The following is a 15,882-nucleotide window of genomic DNA, read 5'->3' on the forward strand; positions in this document are numbered from 1 at the left end:
CTATTTTTTGGGGGTGAGATATCTGAATTGAGCCCATTGACCAAACGGCGTCACGCCAAACCCATTGAATCGATTACTCAATAGGTAGGAAAAACCAGCTTGATAAATTGGAGCGGTTGCGGCATCATCGAGCAATTGTTTTTCAGCGGACTGCATGGTTTTGAACCTCTGAGCTGAATCGGCAGCATATTTGCCGTTGATATTATCGAGGTAAGTATCATAGCTTTGATTCTTGTAGTGAGAAAAGTTTAATTTTTGATCACTCCCGTACATGAACAGCAAAGCCATTGGATCCGCATAGTCAGGGACATAAGTACCAAACGCTAAATCGTAATTGCCGTCTTGTTCAAACTGAATGCGCTGAGCCACTGGAATTGCTTTGACATTGATCGTCAAGCCTTGTAGATGGTTCTGTAATTGAGATTGCAAAAATTCTGCAATGCTTTTAGCTTGTGAAGTATCTGCTGAAAGCAATTCTAAAGCAATATGCTTGGTTTTTAATTCTGATTGAGCTTTTCGCCATTCGGATTTAGCTTGCTTAGGATCATAAGTAAGCAATTGTCCGGTTTCTTGGCGATAATCTTTGCCATTACTTGGATCGGTTGCTAGGCCAGTAGGAATAAGCCCATTTAACGGCTGACTGCCATCCTGTAAAAGATTATGAGTCAATTTCTTTTTGTCTACTGCTAAAGCCAAAGCACGGCGCAAGTGGCTATTGGCAGTTTTGGTACGCTGAATATTCATGGATAAATAACCAATCGTCGGCGTAGTTGTCTGATGCAAATATTTTGAGTGTTGATATTTCTGCACGTTATTATCTGGAATTGTCGTGTAATCGAGTTCACCATCATCAAATAAATTCATAGCCGTGCTGGTTTCTTTGACGACTTGGACATTGACTTTATTGATCTTGATTGCCTGCTTGTCGTAATAAGTTGGGCTCTTTTGCAGTACCCAACTATCATTAGTACCGTTCCAACCTTTAAGTATAAATGGTCCATTACTCAAAGTATACTTGGCTGCCGTGCCAAATTTTTTACCAACTTTTTTGGCAAACTTTTCGTTGACCGGCATAAAGTGTGAGTTCGTAAAAAATTGTTTGATATAGGGTACCGGGTGTTCCAAAGTGATTTGTAACGTATGTGCATTGATTGCTTTCACACCCAAAGCTGTAGCTGGTTTTTGATTGAGCCGAACTGCCTTACCATTCTTCAGAATATCGCTCATACTTGAAGCATATTTCGGTGAAACTTTACGACGGATGCCATAAACAAAATCCTGAGCGGTCACTGCTTGCCCATTTTGCCATTTAGCTTTGCGCAAGGTAAAGGTATAGACTGTTTTAGCTTTATTGACCTTTGGCGTTCCTGTCACCATGCCAGGGACAATTTTATTTTTGGCATTATAACGATACAGCCCCTCATTAATTTGTTGAATCGTTTCAGAACTCGTTGTTCCGGTGTAAGCAGCTGGATCTAAGGTATCTAAATTTTGGCTGGTGGCTGCTTCAAAGGTTTTCTGACTAGCTGCTTTAACGGGCGCAATATGAAATAATGGTAAAACTAGTGCAAAAATGAGGCTAAATATTGCGAATCTAATTAAAACCTGACGTTCAGCCCAAGTCATTGGTCTATTCCTCAAAATACTTCCCCCTTTTTTTAATGTCCATAGTTTACTTTAGTTTACTTTTTAATGGTCTAATTGTCTACTGATTTGTCATGTACCGCTATAATTTCTAAAACAGTTGCGACAGTCTGACTCATTGCTTCTAAAGTGACAAATTCATAAGGCCCATGGAAATTTTCACCGCCATTAAATAAGTTGGGTGTAGGCAGACCTAAATAAGTGAGTTTGGAACCATCCGTACCACCACGGAAGGGACGAACAAAGGGTTGAATGTGTAAGTTTTTTAGAGCTTGTTTTGCCAACTCGATCGGATAGGGATCTTGATTGATAATATCCGCCATATTGTAGTATTGGTCTGTTAATTTTAATTTGATTCTAGGCTCAGGGAAGGCTTCATTCAGATGAGTCACGATATTTTTTAAACGCTGCTTGCGTGTTTCAAAAGCAATTTTGTCAAAGTCACGAATGATGTAGGTCAATTGAGCATGGTCAACATTACCTTCAAAATGGTGCAGCAGATAAAAACCTTGATGACCCTCAGCATATTCAGGCCGATCATTAGCTGGCAATGCTTGGTCAATTTGTTCGGCAATCGTAATGGCATTGACTAGTTTCCCTTTAGCTTCACCAGGATGCACGCTGGTACCGGTAATGTTAATGATGGCTTGTGCCGCATTAAAGGTTTCGTACTCAATCTCACCTACAAGCCCATTATCCAGTGTGTAAGCAAATTTAGCGTTGAAATCAGCTACGTCAAAACGATCAGCTCCGCGGCCAATCTCTTCATCGGGCCCAAAAGCAACTTTCACAGGTCCGTGTTTTAGTTCCGGATGAGCCACTAAAAAGCGCAAAGCATTGACAATAGCGGCAATGCCTGCTTTGTCATCCACGCCCAGCAAAGTTGTACCATCACTGGTGATCAGTGTTTGACCAAGATAATGCTTTAAGTTTGGAAATTGATCCGGTGCGAGGACCAAACCGTTCTTAAAGTGGATCGGCTGACCATCATAATTTGGATGTACTTGGGGCGAAACCTGATGGCCGGTAAAATCTGGGGCAGTATCCAAATGGGCAATGAATCCAATTGTTGCAATTGGCGCAGAGTCGGTTGCCGGTAATAGCGCAGTGACGAAGCCATTGTTCGCGTTTAACTTGACCTCACGCAAACCAAGCGTAGTTAATTGATGCACGAGGACTTTAGCTAATTCTGTTTGGCCTGGAGTACTCGGTACGGTATCAATGGCAACCTGGTCATTAGATTCGGTATCGATCTGTACATATTGCTTAAAATCCGTATAAAGCTGCTGTGTGTCAATGCGATAGTTCAAGTGATCACCTCAAAATTTTTATTATTTAATATAAGCAGTTTTCCAATCGTAAGGGACGCCAGAGCCATTATAAACAATGCCTTTGACTTTCGGTTGCAATAACTGAGCGGTGGTTTGCTGATACAGTGGAATCGTCCCTTGATCAGTCAATAATTCTTTTTCCGCGTTTTGCAATGCTTGCCAGCGTTTGACCGGTTCATTGGCGTATTTGCCTTCAGCATCAGCGATAGCTTGGTCGAATTTGGTGTTGTGCCAACCAGAAGTGTTGTAGCTGGAATCGGATGTCCAAATATCTAAGAAATTAACGGGGTCCGCAAAAACAGACTGCCAACCAGTAAGAATTAATTGATAATTGCCTTTTTGCTGCAGTGTCAGCCGTTGAACTTTTGGCAAAGTATGGATGGCAACTTTAACGTGCGGCAATTTTTCTAAGGCATTTTGAACGTACTCCGCAGTGCGTTTCGCATTTTGGGTGTCATCGGTCACTAAGGTTAATGACAAAGATTTTGTATGTGTTGCGGCAAGGCCTTTTTTTATCAAGGCTCTCGCTGTTTTAAGATTGCTTGTAACCGCTGTTTTAACTTCAGTTTCTTTGGCAAAATCATGACCATTTTGTGGATCTTTGCCTAGACCAACGGGCGTAAAGCCCTTCGGTGTTTGTGAACCATCTTGAAGAACATTGTTGACTAATTGTTTGCGATTAATTGCTAAGGAAAACGCACGTCTAACGTTTTGATTCTTGAAGGCTTTAACTTTATTTTGATTGAGATTTAAGTACAACAGATTTGAAGCCTCTCGTTTTACAAAATCCTTATTAGTTTTGAAATTTGGTACTTGTTCGCCCGAAAGCACCGTTTCATCAACTTTGTGGCTTTGGTATAAATTCAATCCAGTTTGTGGGTCTTTCACAACTAATTCATTGATCTTATTTAATTTAACGTGTTTTTGATCCCAATAATTTTTGTTTTTAACCAAAGTCCAAGAGTCCGAAGAACCATTCCACTTAGTTAATGTATAAGGCCCGTTATTATCAGTTTTATTGGCCTCAGTGCCATAAGCCTGGCCATATTTTGCCACCGCTTTTTGATTTTGAGGGAAGAATAGGGGCCACGCCAGTAGTTTTTTAAAATATGAAACGGGCCGCTCTAAAGTAACCGTCAGATGATAATCATCGTCTGCTTTGATCCCAAGTTGATCTGGATTTAATTTGCCGGCATTGATTGCCTTGGCATTTTTGACTTGAAAAAGATAAAACGCATCTTGAGAGGTGGTTTTAGGATCGACTGTCCGTTGCCAGGAATAGACAAAGTCTTTTGCCGTGACGGGATCACCATTTTGCCACTTGGCATCTTTTCGTAAAGTGAATTTATAAGTCAAGCCATCTTTAGAAAGCTCAGTTTTGGTAGCTAATGCAGGTTGAGGGGTGCCATTTTTATCTAATCGATACAAACCCTCTTGGGTATTTAATAAAACATTGAAGCTTAAAGTATCCGTTGCTTTAGAGATGTCTGCTGTGGCTAATTCGTTACTTTCCGTCCAATTCAAGACCTGTTTTGCGGTTGCTTGAGTCGCTTGCGGCTGACTTAAGCCGCTGCCAAGCAATGTTGTGCCTAAAATGAAACAACTCAACGGTAAAATTAATGCTTTTTTCATGATTTCCTCCTAAAAAATGATAAAAAAATCCCGTGAGCTCAAAAAGAACTCACGGGACGATGATAGTCGTGGTACCACCCGATATTTAAATACAATGACTTGCATTCCTTAACACATACGGCTCAGAACTGTGACAGTTCAAGCGATATGCTGACGCAATAATGGGCGTTCCCAGAAACAACTGACCCTAGGCTCATTGTTCCAATACTTTAAAGACCATACTTCAATTGCCTTATCTATTACTTTTCACCAACCAGTAATTCTCTAAAAGACTTAGCAATTTACTCATCTTTATATCATTTTTTTATTATTTTATGTCCCTTAGTATTGACGATTGTGGTTTAAATGTCAAGCCGTTTTTTATTTGCTTGTTCGATGAAAATTGGAAACAGATTGGGATGGCCGCAGCCAAGACAAAATAAATATAATTTCAGCTTAACAATGATAAAATTTAATTATATTTGAATATTAGGAGGTTCGACTATGGCAATTATCGATAAACAAGGTATTCGCAACATTGACCTGTGCAAGTGGCAAGACGGAGCGGATTATGAGTTTCAATTGTTAGATTCCATCAAAAAAACGGCTTACGTTAAGTATTTAGGATCGGCCGGTGAAAAAGATCAACCTGATACTGAAGCAATCCAGGCTTTTGTTCAAACAAACGGCAAGAAAATTGCAGCGATGATACGTACAATCAACACCGGACAGCGTGGCAATTATATTGAAGACCTCGCCGTAGATACCATTGTCATTTATCATGACTTTCTGGCACTGTATCTTGATAGTGAGGGTAATTTAACTGAGACTGACCAAATTTTTGGCCGTTAAATTTCAAAAGATAAGACTAGTAGGCGTATGAGCTGGAAGTTAGAACTGACTTTTAACTGGTACGCTTATTTTTTTGCCTGAGCACAGAACTTTATTTTTGGTTTTCAAGGGTAATGGTACTAGTTATAATGAGTATGCATGGAATGTTAGTTTGATAGCTAACTTGATTTTTTGAGATTGAAGGGGATTAGATGCAGACTAAAGGCACATTTTTACTTGATAGCACGACGCAATTGAATGCAGAACAGCAGCAACTTCAGAATCGATTACTAAAGTTTATCATGACTAACCTGCATAAATCGCAAACACATCTTTTTGTAATCGAGGGCGATGCTGGGACGGGTAAAAGTGCCTTAATTAATGAAATCTTTTGCCACATCCAGCGAGAGAGCCGTTTGAATCAAGCTAGTCAACTTTTTGGTACAAAAAATTCACTATTAGTTAATCATCCCGAAATGTTGAAAATTTATCAGTACTTGGCAGGTCAGACAACTGAACTTTATAAGAAAGATTTTCAAAAGCCGACCACATTCATTAATCAGCAGCGCAAAAATGCCGAAAAGGCGGATATCGTATTTGTTGATGAAGCACATTTATTATTAACCCAAAGTGACCGTTATAATCACTTTAATCAGCAGAATCAGCTTGCAGAGATTATTAAATCTAGTAAAGTCGTTATTCTTGTCTTTGATCTGCATCAGGTACTCAAACTAAAGAGTTACTGGAACAAGCAAATGATCAAGGCGCAGTTGTCTGCGTATCCTCATGAAATTTATCATTTAAAACAGCAAATGCGCGTCACAAATCAAGCAATGATTGATTGGATCGACCAATTCACACAAAAACGGACCATTGCACCGTTACCGAAACTTTCAAAGTTTGATTTTCGTATTTTCCAAGATGGGGTGCCACTTTATCAGCGGTTACAACAAAAAAATAAAGCAGTAGGGCTATCTCGCATGATCGCAACGGCTGATTTTCCTTATAAGTTAAGCGGTGGCGATTGGTTTGTGACAGCTGGTAAATTACGATTACCTTGGGATAAGATCAATCGCTCTGAGGTACCTTGGGCCATGCGCCCAGAAACCATTCATGAAGTGGGCTCTATTTATACGATTCAGGGATTTGATTTGAATTATGCCGGTGTGATTTTAGGCCCGTCTGTCACTTACGATCCAGTGGCAGGGCGCATCAAGATTAAAGCGGATCAATATCAAGATTCTGAAGCTTTTAAAAAGCGACACGATTTGACGGATATCGCCGCAGCCAAGGTACAAATTATCTTAAATTCGATCAATGTCCTATTAAAACGGGGTCGATATGGTTTATATTTGTATGCCGTTGATCCAATTTTACGTCAGGCCCTTTGGCAACAGGCACAATAGTCATTCGTTGTGCCGTAAAAGAGAGAGGCCTTTGCGGTGATTCGGAGAGCTGGGCACTCAGCTGGTAATAAATGAAGCACTATTTTATGATAAGACTATAAATAAGTTGTAGGAGGTAATTTTTTATGATTCCAACTTTTAAACTGGCTGATGGTTTATACGTGCCACAAGTCGGCTTTGGTACGTATAAATTAAAGGGGGCAACTGGCGTCAATGCCATTGTGTCAGCATTGAATATGGGCTATCGGTTTTTAGATGCGGCTGTAAATTATGAAAATGAAGGGACTGTTGGCGCGGCAATTCGCCGAAGCGGAATTCCACGGGCAGATATTTTGGTTCAGTCTAAGTTACCTGGCCGGCATCAACATTATGATGAAGCCATTACAACCATTCAAGAATCCTTATTTCGAGCTGGATTAGACTATTTTGATCTCTATTTGATCCACTGGCCTAATCCCAAAACTGGACTTTATGAAGAAGCATGGCAAGCATTGGTCGATGCGCAAAAGTGGGGCTTAATTCGCGCCATTGGGGTTTCGAACTTTTTACCAGAACACATCGATAAGATTACAAAAGCAACCGGCGTGCAACCCGTGATCAATCAAGTTGAGCTCCATCCTTATTTTAATCAAGCTGATCAACGAGCTTATGATGCGGCACATCATATTTTAACCCAGGCCTGGAGTCCCTTAGGACGCGCAACATCAAACAACGTCATGCAGGATCCAATTATTAAGAATTTAGCCGAAAAATATCATAAAGGGCCGGGACAAATCATCTTGCGTTGGCAAACCCAGTTAGGCGTCATGCCAATACCAAAATCGACCCATGCAAGCCGTCAATATGAAAATATGTCTATTTTTGATTTTGAATTAGCGCCTGAGGATATGGCGGCAATTAATAATATGACTCGTGCAGATGGTCGTATCCGTGATCAAGATCCGGCTTATTATGAAGAGTTTTAATTAATGAAATGATACTTTAAGTCCTAAGCTTGTATTAAGAAGATGACAAATGGGCCCCGAGACAAAGCCAATACTTTGTTTTGGGGCCTATTATTTATGTACGCTTTAATGATTCAAGATACTTATGAAAACTATCTTTCTCAAGCTTAACTATAAACGGCGCAATGGAAAAATGAGCGTTGTGCTTCAGGATAAGTGCTAGAATAATCCTAATAGTATAATTTAAATTATTATTATAAATTGTGAATATAATATGATTTATTCAATGGCACAAATCAAAAAGGGCCTAGGGTTATGTTTCTTTTTCAGTTTTTGTTTATGGTTATTATTTCAAAATAGCGGCTTTGTAACGGCGGCTTCTATGCAGCCCAGTCAATTGAATAATAGTATCAGCCAATTGCTGCGCATGAATACGGTTGCCTTATCTGCTGTATCGAGGACGCGTAACAATAGTCAACGTAGCGTCCAAAAGCCACTGCTATTTCAATCCGCAGACGATGATAGTAGCAAACATAACGGTGGCCTTACAATAATGGTGAATTATGTTGATGAAAATGGCAAGGCCTTGAAACCAGCAAAGCCAATGTATGATGTAGCCGGCGGTTTAATGGGAGTACATAATAATCCAGTAATCATCAATTATACAAAAGATTCAACAGACAAAGGTTCAGCGGATGATAATGGAACCTATGTATTGTCACAAATCAATCGTTATAGTGACGATATCAATGGCGTTTATACGACTCAGCGTTTCATGCCCAATGATACGCAAAAATCCATAATTACGAAGACGACCATGACTGATCCTGATGATGCTAACCGCCAAGTACCAGCAGTCAATATTGAGTTAAGCATCCCATCTTATGAATTTCGACCAACAGCTTTGACTTTTGTTTATCGTAAAAAAAAAATAGCGTAAATTCAACGACAAATGCACAACCACTGGCTAACAATTTGACTATCACAGGTATTAATGGCATAGCCCCGAATGATGAGCACGCTGTCTTTGATGTGAAAGACGGCGATAAAATCACGCTTAAGGCTAGTACTCAAAATAATACCGGGCCAGCGACTTTAATTGGTGCAACGGGGATGCTGCCATTGCCAAAAACGCTCTCTGTGGCTACAGCTGATTTAAAGAATGGCATCACGATTGTTAAAGCAACCCAGTCGGCTGAGCAGTTGGCTGGATCAGATGTTGTTGTATTGCCACTCTATCTAAATGGTGATTCTACCAAAGCCAATGATTTGGCGCGTCGCCCTGAAGATGCCAATGGTAATCCAATTGGTGATACAGGGCAAACTGGTTCAAACACGGTGACATTGACATATCATGGCTATGATGGGGCTAAGATCACAGCTTCAGATTATGGCATTCAGGTAGACAATTCCGGTTATGCGCAAACAACAACACATTATTATGTTTATGATAAGTCATCTCAATTTCTCGGTAGTTATGGCTCATATTTTTTGGATACTTCTGTTGAAGATGCGCCGCTAGCACCCAATAATATTGCATTTAGTACAGGTGACTATGCGAACGAAATTGCAAATTATGTTCCAATTTCTAATAACACTTATCTATCTGAAAAACCGGTAACTGCAACGCCTAAAGTTACTTGGATAACAACACCTGCTGATACGGATAAATATCTCTGGTTAAAAGCGGAAGTCCCCAATCAAACAACTGGCCAATTAACATCGGCAAGAATCGGTGAACTTGCGTTAACACTAAAAGTGTTTTTACCCGATGATGCGCACACGACCTATACGTTAACAGGGCAATCAAGTACATCAGCAACCTTTTATGAATATCCCAAAAAAAGTCCCGATGGTGATCCGAGTAGTAATGAAACCATGATGGGTGTCTTTAAAATTCCCAATATTCGTGTCAAAGGCGGCACAGCTGAATTTCTGAAGCGCGGTGCCGGCGTCAAGGTTATGACTTTAGAGGATAAGGTCAATCATAAAACTTATCAGGTAGGTGACAGTAATCAAGTCGTTCATAATATCCCGACACAAGTCGTCAAGTTAATGGCACCCCCGATGCCCGATCGATGGACAGTGCGTTATTATACTGATAATACTGGAGCAATGGGCTCTGAGCAGACGGTTGATCCCTATGGAACGATAGCCCAAAGGACATTGAATACTAATTTTGCTGAAATTATTGCCCATAATGTTCGCAGTGAAGGTAGTGTACTCGGACCAACAGAGTACATTAATGCTACGAGCCAAGTCGTCAAACTTAGCAAAGACTCAGATGGCGTATTACATGGTAAGGGGGCGGCAGTACATATTGGACAATATGATAATACTGAACCTTTACCGTTGATCAAAGATGATTTACGCTTTCGAGTCGGTGACAAAATGCAAATTGTGTTCTCTTATCCTAAAGATACTTATCAATATCAAGCTGTTCAGTCTATTGATGCGGATGGTATGCATGCTAGTTATGGAAAAGTGTCTAATCAAACAGCTGCCATGAATCCACATTACGATTTAGAGAAACAGAGTGATCTGACTGATCATGATGAAATCTATCATGATATGACGATGAAATCAGCACCAACTTTTAATTTTGCTGGTGGTATTAAATTGCAAGTACCAACAAAGATGGCTTTTGGCAAACATCTAACCACTGAAACACGGTATCTGCCGGTGCAAACTTGGCATCTTGATTTGACTGTGACAGATACGGCTTTTAATCCTTGGACATTATCAGCTGAATTAACGGGGCCCTTTAAAAATGACAACAATCAAGCTGTGCATTCTGGTGAACAACTCGCACTCTTTTATAACGACGTGGCGCTGCAAAGCGGGCAAAGTCAGCAAATTTATAAATCTGGGACAGTTGGTCCAAATGACTACGGCCTACCAATTGTGACGGATTTATCGGAATTATCAGATACAAATCAATGGACGAGCGCCAGTAACCAAGACCAACCGATAAATGCGACATCGAACAGACCAACAGGACCATATATCACTCGAGTGGATCCAACTCAAGAGTATAAGATTGGGCATTACACTGGCGGTGTCAATTGGCAGGTGATTCAGTCAATTAATTGAAAAAAGAGGCTGGGACATAAGTCTTTTTATACAGCCTAAAGTAAAAAATTCCTTGAGATCTGATCTCAAGGAATTTTTTGCTTTTATGTAGGCACGAAGTGCCTTCCAATGTTATTCTATAAGCGACAAAACTCTAGAAAGAAAAGGAGGACACTGTCGTGTATCAAAATTATAACAATAATCAGTTGCGTTTATCAATCCCTTTGGAGATCAATATCCCATCAAACCACGTTGCCGTTGCCATTAGTCATTTTGTCGATTCGATCCCGATAAATTAATTTACGAAAAGGCCATGACCTCTGGCCGCCCGGCTTATAATCCAGCAATGCTTTTAAAAGTCATCTTATTTGCCTATACCAGACAAAACTTTTCTGGCCGTAAGATAGAGGCTATGGCTCAAGAGAATATTCCGACTAAATGGTTGATCGGTGATCCAGATACCGTTCCTAGTTACCGTACCATCAATAGATTTCGTTCTTCCGACCAGATGAAGCGGTTGGTAGAGGCAATGTTCTTGAGCTTTCGGCAATTATTAAAAGCCCAAGGCTTGATCGATGATAGTGCATTATTCATCGATGGTACGAAACTACTTGCTGATGCCAACAAGTATACCTTCGTCTGGCGCAAGGCCTCCGAAAGGTTTGAAGGACAACTAGATAAAAAAATTGCTGGCCTTTATCAGGAACTCGTTCAAAATAAAGTTGATCTGGCAATGTCAGATGAAGCGCCAAAGACAGACTCAAAAACACTTGAAAAAACGTCCGAGCAGTTGACTAACGAAATCGAACGGTTAGATCAAGTGATTGCGACAGAGCCGATTATTCCCGGCGGTTCACCTAACAAACGCCTACGGCGAAAGTTCAAACATGACCGTCATTTAATCGACAGTGACTACCTACCTAGAAAACGTAAATATGAGTCTAACAATGCAATTTTTGGTGATCGAAATAGTTTTCTAAGACTGATCCGGATGCAACTTTTATGCGCATGAAAGAAGATGCAATGCAAAATGGTCAGTTGAAGCCAGGTTATAATCTTCAGATCGCGACTCAAAATCAGTTTGCACTATACTACGATATCAACCAACGACCAGCTGATCAAAGAACGCTGATCCCATTTTACAATCTATGGATTTCCAAACAACACCAATAAAATATATTGTGGCAGATGCGGGCTACGGTAGTGAACAGAATTATAACTACATTGAAAACAAACTGACTGCACAAGCTCTGATCCCTTACGGGATGTTCCGAAAAAGAGCAGACTCGATCCTATCGACGTGATGCAAGTAAAATAATGAACTGGAACTATGATCCGATCAAAGATTACTATACTGACGAGCATGGCATCAAATTCCACTTTATTAGAGAAGGTCACCGCAAAGACAAGGGTGGTTTCGTGCGAAACCTTCGAACCTATCGTGCTCTAGATTATGACGACCCGGAGGGTTATTTCTATGCTCATACACCTGGAGGTAACCTGCGTCAGATCAACATCAATCCCAATTGGGAACACCATAAACAACAGATGCGTGAAAGACTAAAAGATAATGATGAAACAAAAGCAATTTATGCCTTGAGAAAAATCGAAGATGAACCATTCTTCGGAAATCTGAAGGCTAATTTGAAGTACCTACGAACCTCGGTTCGTGGATTGAAAAGGTTACTACTGAAGCAGGAATTGCAATTATGGCAGCTAATCTGCTGAAACTGACCCTCAAAGTCAATGTTATTTTTAGAAAATCAATCGTTAAAAAAATAATCGTGGTTTTCAGATTCAATATCAGTCTGAAAACTACGATTATTTTATTTTGCGTGGCTTATGTCCCAGCCTCTTTTTGCACTAAAACGTTATTAAAATTGACTAAATAATTAATTACTTTTGACTTGTGACGTTTCAGCCGTACTCTCTGAAGACTCGACAACATAAGCTTGAATCAGTTCATTGATTAAATTTGCTAATTTGTTAGAAAGTGACTTTTCAGTTTCATAATCAGTGGGCTTATTTAAGACATGAAGAATCATCGGCTCTTCATATGTATTAAATGAAGCAACAACGACAGGACGGTTAACAATCCGACTATGGGAAGATTCAATTTTGTCTTGTACTTTGGCCTCACGCCACAATAAATGCTTCGGATAAATCATAATTCGATTAAAAGACCGGTCATCACTGTTTGCAACATCATACAGATCCCATAAATCTTCTAAAATTGCTTCGGAATCTCGACCGTATTCTGAATCCATGAATATTCCCCCCGTTTCCTGTAAGCAACATATGCTCTAACTTGTATTATCCAATAATATGTGAAATAAATCAAGTTATTATAGTGAAAATGAAAAATAAAATATCTGATTTTTGCTGGCAAATTTATTAAAAATAAAGCTCAATCTCTCTGTAAGTAAAGTAATATAAATAAGTGAGTTGTGTCAAATTTTATACACTTATTGAATATGATATATGGCTGCTTTCTGTTACAATGTAAGCAACTCTAGATTATAGTGTGTATCATTATTAGGAGGTTTTTCTTGAATGGAAACAAAAGTTTCTGAATTAAAACGTGAGGTGAGGGCATTATTTAAGGGGAACTGGCTGACAGCAGTTCAAGTGACGCTGGTCCCAGCCCTGTTTAAAGTATTGACGATGTTTTTCATACTTATTTTAACCGCAATTATTGCCTATATCTTTATGCAACCAAATTTTCAACCCACGCTTAAATCGATTACTGATACACCAGTTCATGTTAATAACGGTGGTGAATTTGTTTGGCAGATCTTTAGTAATATTCCCGGCGTGTTGATTGGCGGCTTATTAACAGCTGGTATCAGTTTTACTTTTTTAGATTGGCTGCAGCAGCCTAAAATAAATATTGAACATCCTTTTAAGCTGGCTTTTCAAAGTTTTACCAGTCGCTATATTGGTCCGGTCTTATTACTGGCCTTAATGATGTATATTTTTACCATCCTTTGGAGTTTATTGCTTGTCATTCCTGGCATCGTAGCTTCATACTCTTACCGAATGACGTATTATATTTATCGGGATCATCAAACAGATACCGACTGGCATACGTTAGACTATATTCGGGCTAGCAAAGTGATGATGCGGGGTGCAAAAGTCCGACTCTTTTACTTAGATCTTTCCTTTATCGGCTGGCATTTATTGAGTGTTTTATTATTAGGTATACCTGAGTTTTGGGTCATGCCATATCAAGCCGCAACAAATGCAGCTTTCTATCATCATTTGCAACAGCAACGTGAAGCTAACGTCCAAAATTAATACAATATCTATATCGAGTGGTCAGCAAAAAGGTCAAAACAGAGTGGAAGTTGCTTTGTTTTGACCTTTTTATTAGTGCTTGGTTAGTTAATTGTAAATAATAGTGCCAGACTTTCATAGGGTGCTAGTGATAAGTTATTTTCTGTTTGTTGGATCTGGCGCGCATAGTTGCTGATCAGAGTTTGACAAGTCAGGTGCTGAAAATCACGTGGTAAGGCAAAAGTCGTTGCTTGACCATAAAAATTATTGACCACAATTAAGTGTTGATTTTGCCAAGTTCGCTGATAAGCAAATACTTGCGGATGGGTTAGGTCTAGGGGTTCATAATTACCCTCAGAAATAATTGGCTGGGTTTTTCTTAAATGAATTAGTTTTTGATAATAATTAAAAATTTCACCTTCAGCAAGTTCTTTTTGCACGTTAATTTGTTGCTGATCAGTAGGTTTCAACCAAGGCGTTCCCGTGGTAAAACCGGCATTTTTAGTTGCATCCCAATGCATGGGGGTGCGGCTATTATCGCGCGATTTTGCTTGGATGATTGCGAATGCAGCGGCAGGAGAAGCACCTTTGTTTAATAACCGTTGATAGGCGTTTTTACTTTCCACGTCGACATAATCAGCAATACTTTGATAATGGGGGTTGATCATGCCAATTTCTTCCCCTTGATAAATATATGGTGTGCCGCGTAATAAGTGGCTCGTAGTGGCTAGCATTTCAGCCGCCTTTTCTCGATATTTACCAGTATCGCCAAATCGATTCAAAGCAATCGGCTGGTCATGATTGTTCCAGAAAAGGGCATTCCAGCCACCACCTTTAGTCATACCTACTTGCCAGTCATTTAGAATTTGTTTCAACTTTTGAAAATCAAAGGGCATGCGTGACCATTTTTCGCCATTTTGATAATCAACTTTTAAATGATGGAAAGAAAAGACCATGGTCAACTCATGATTTTCCGGTTTTGTATACGCAATTGAATTGGCAATTGTCGTTGAAGACATTTCGCCTACTGTAATACTATCGGGATCTTTACCATAACTTTGGGCGTTCATTTCTTTTAAATAGTTTTGCACGATCGGTGTATCGGTATACATAAATTTACTTGCGGTTCCTGCTGGTGCATCAGTCAAGCTTTCGTCTTTTCCTGTAACATTGATCACGTCAAAACGAAAGCCTTTAACACCTTTAGCATGCCAAAAATTGATTACCTGATATAAAGCTTGACGAACTTCGGGATTGTGCCAATCAAGATCAGCTTGGCTGGGATCATAGAGATGTAAGTAATACTTACCTGTGTCCCCAAAAGGTGCCCAAGCCGGACCACCAAATTTAGAAGTCCAATTATTGGGTAGATCGCCATTTGACTTTGGCTCACGAATATAGAAATACTTCTGGTAGTGGGCATCACCAGCCAGTGCTTTTTGGAACCATTCATGCTCCGTGGAAACATGATTTAGTACCATATCAAGCATGATGTCGACATGGATTGTTTTTAGAGCGGCTACCAGATCTTCAAAATCAGCCATTGTGCCGAAAATTGGATCGATATTGTAATAATCGGCAATATCGTAGCCATTATCGTGTTGCGGCGAAACAAAAAACGGATTGAACCAAATCATATCAATATTTAATTTTTTAAGATAAGCAATTTTTTGAATGATACCTCGTAAGTCGCCAATACCGTCACCATTACTATCATAAAAAGATTTGGGATAAATCTGATAGATGACTTTATTTTTAAAATTCATT

14 protein-coding genes and 1 other annotated feature are annotated in these 15,882 nt (G+C 39.7%); of the genes, 9 read left to right on the top strand and 5 right to left on the bottom strand.

The genetic code is table 11. From position 1 onward, the window contains the following. From ACNAN0_RS05290 to ACNAN0_RS05300, 3 genes are read right to left on the bottom strand one after another with little or no spacing between them, the layout of a single operon-like run. A complete protein-coding gene (locus tag ACNAN0_RS05290; RefSeq protein WP_416354069.1) occupies positions 1-1,641 on the bottom strand; it encodes a peptide ABC transporter substrate-binding protein in 1,641 nt (546 codons plus the stop codon). 56 nt (positions 1,642-1,697) lie between these two features. Then, on the bottom strand, positions 1,698-2,954 hold the full coding sequence (gene pepT, locus ACNAN0_RS05295) for a peptidase T (protein WP_416354070.1): 1,257 nt from the start codon (positions 2,952-2,954) through the stop codon (positions 1,698-1,700). Positions 2,955-2,975: 21 nt separating this feature from the next. Further along, complete coding sequence (locus ACNAN0_RS05300; protein ID WP_416354071.1) at positions 2,976-4,607, bottom strand: peptide ABC transporter substrate-binding protein; 1,632 nt, start codon at positions 4,605-4,607, stop codon at positions 2,976-2,978. A 49-nt stretch (positions 4,608-4,656) separates the two neighbouring features. Next, positions 4,657-4,913: a binding site (T-box leader), on the bottom strand. A 177-nt stretch (positions 4,914-5,090) separates the two neighbouring features. On the opposite strand from ACNAN0_RS05300, the gene ACNAN0_RS05305 reads away from it, so the two are divergent. The 8 genes from ACNAN0_RS05305 to ACNAN0_RS05340 all read left to right on the top strand — a co-directional run bounded on the left by ACNAN0_RS05305 (position 5,091) and on the right by ACNAN0_RS05340 (position 12,567). After that, positions 5,091-5,438, top strand: a complete 348-nt coding sequence (locus ACNAN0_RS05305) for a hypothetical protein (protein ID WP_416354072.1) — start codon at positions 5,091-5,093, stop codon at positions 5,436-5,438. A gap of 191 nt (positions 5,439-5,629) precedes the next feature. Continuing rightward, complete coding sequence (locus ACNAN0_RS05310; RefSeq protein ID WP_416354073.1) at positions 5,630-6,823, top strand: DUF2075 domain-containing protein; 1,194 nt, start codon at positions 5,630-5,632, stop codon at positions 6,821-6,823. Positions 6,824-6,948: 125 nt separating this feature from the next. Then, positions 6,949-7,788 (top strand): aldo/keto reductase, encoded by an 840-nt coding sequence (locus tag ACNAN0_RS05315; protein ID WP_416354074.1) that lies wholly within the window; start codon positions 6,949-6,951, stop codon positions 7,786-7,788. 265 nt (positions 7,789-8,053) lie between these two features. Then, positions 8,054-8,707: a hypothetical protein gene (locus ACNAN0_RS05320; RefSeq protein ID WP_416354075.1), complete on the top strand. Its 654-nt coding sequence runs from the start codon at positions 8,054-8,056 to the stop codon at positions 8,705-8,707. A gap of 35 nt (positions 8,708-8,742) precedes the next feature. Next, entirely contained in the window at positions 8,743-10,860 is a 2,118-nt protein-coding gene (locus ACNAN0_RS05325) for a hypothetical protein (protein ID WP_416354076.1), read from the top strand. A gap of 292 nt (positions 10,861-11,152) precedes the next feature. Beyond that, positions 11,153-11,851 carry a transposase gene (locus tag ACNAN0_RS05330; protein ID WP_416354077.1) on the top strand — a complete coding sequence of 233 codons (699 nt, stop codon included), beginning with the start codon at positions 11,153-11,155 and terminating at the stop codon, positions 11,849-11,851. Then, entirely contained in the window at positions 11,842-12,012 is a 171-nt protein-coding gene (locus tag ACNAN0_RS05335) for a hypothetical protein (protein WP_416354078.1), read from the top strand. The genes ACNAN0_RS05330 and ACNAN0_RS05335 overlap by 10 nt, the downstream gene beginning before the upstream one ends. 144 nt (positions 12,013-12,156) lie before the next feature. Then, positions 12,157-12,567 (top strand): transposase, encoded by a 411-nt coding sequence (locus ACNAN0_RS05340; RefSeq protein ID WP_416354079.1) that lies wholly within the window; start codon positions 12,157-12,159, stop codon positions 12,565-12,567. Between the two features lie 164 nt (positions 12,568-12,731). On the opposite strand, the gene ACNAN0_RS05345 is transcribed toward ACNAN0_RS05340, so the two are convergent. Beyond that, complete coding sequence (locus tag ACNAN0_RS05345) at positions 12,732-13,106, bottom strand: hypothetical protein (protein WP_230914254.1); 375 nt, start codon at positions 13,104-13,106, stop codon at positions 12,732-12,734. A gap of 286 nt (positions 13,107-13,392) precedes the next feature. On the opposite strand from ACNAN0_RS05345, the gene ACNAN0_RS05350 reads away from it, so the two are divergent. Continuing rightward, complete coding sequence (locus ACNAN0_RS05350) at positions 13,393-14,136, top strand: DUF975 family protein (RefSeq protein WP_416354080.1); 744 nt, start codon at positions 13,393-13,395, stop codon at positions 14,134-14,136. Positions 14,137-14,219: 83 nt separating this feature from the next. On the opposite strand, the gene treC is transcribed toward ACNAN0_RS05350, so the two are convergent. After that, a complete protein-coding gene (treC, locus tag ACNAN0_RS05355; RefSeq protein ID WP_416354081.1) occupies positions 14,220-15,881 on the bottom strand; it encodes an alpha,alpha-phosphotrehalase in 1,662 nt (553 codons plus the stop codon). Position 15,882 lies beyond the last annotated feature (1 nt).

The sequence above is a fragment of the Agrilactobacillus fermenti genome (genome assembly GCF_047943045.1).
Taxonomy (GTDB): domain Bacteria; phylum Bacillota; class Bacilli; order Lactobacillales; family Lactobacillaceae; genus Agrilactobacillus; species Agrilactobacillus fermenti.

Coding starts and splice junctions, on each gene's coding strand:
- ACNAN0_RS05300 (WP_416354071.1), bottom strand. CDS start 4,607: ATGAAAAAAGCATTAATTTTACCGTTGAGTTGTTTCATTTTAGGCACA.
- ACNAN0_RS05305 (WP_416354072.1), top strand. CDS start 5,091: ATGGCAATTATCGATAAACAAGGTATTCGCAACATTGACCTGTGCAAG.
- ACNAN0_RS05310 (WP_416354073.1), top strand. CDS start 5,630: ATGCAGACTAAAGGCACATTTTTACTTGATAGCACGACGCAATTGAAT.
- ACNAN0_RS05315 (WP_416354074.1), top strand. CDS start 6,949: ATGATTCCAACTTTTAAACTGGCTGATGGTTTATACGTGCCACAAGTC.
- ACNAN0_RS05320 (WP_416354075.1), top strand. CDS start 8,054: ATGGCACAAATCAAAAAGGGCCTAGGGTTATGTTTCTTTTTCAGTTTT.
- ACNAN0_RS05330 (WP_416354077.1), top strand. CDS start 11,153: ATGACCTCTGGCCGCCCGGCTTATAATCCAGCAATGCTTTTAAAAGTC.
- ACNAN0_RS05335 (WP_416354078.1), top strand. CDS start 11,842: ATGCGCATGAAAGAAGATGCAATGCAAAATGGTCAGTTGAAGCCAGGT.
- ACNAN0_RS05340 (WP_416354079.1), top strand. CDS start 12,157: ATGAACTGGAACTATGATCCGATCAAAGATTACTATACTGACGAGCAT.
- ACNAN0_RS05345 (WP_230914254.1), bottom strand. CDS start 13,106: ATGGATTCAGAATACGGTCGAGATTCCGAAGCAATTTTAGAAGATTTA.
- ACNAN0_RS05350 (WP_416354080.1), top strand. CDS start 13,393: ATGGAAACAAAAGTTTCTGAATTAAAACGTGAGGTGAGGGCATTATTT.
- treC (WP_416354081.1), bottom strand. CDS start 15,881: ATGAATTTTAAAAATAAAGTCATCTATCAGATTTATCCCAAATCTTTT.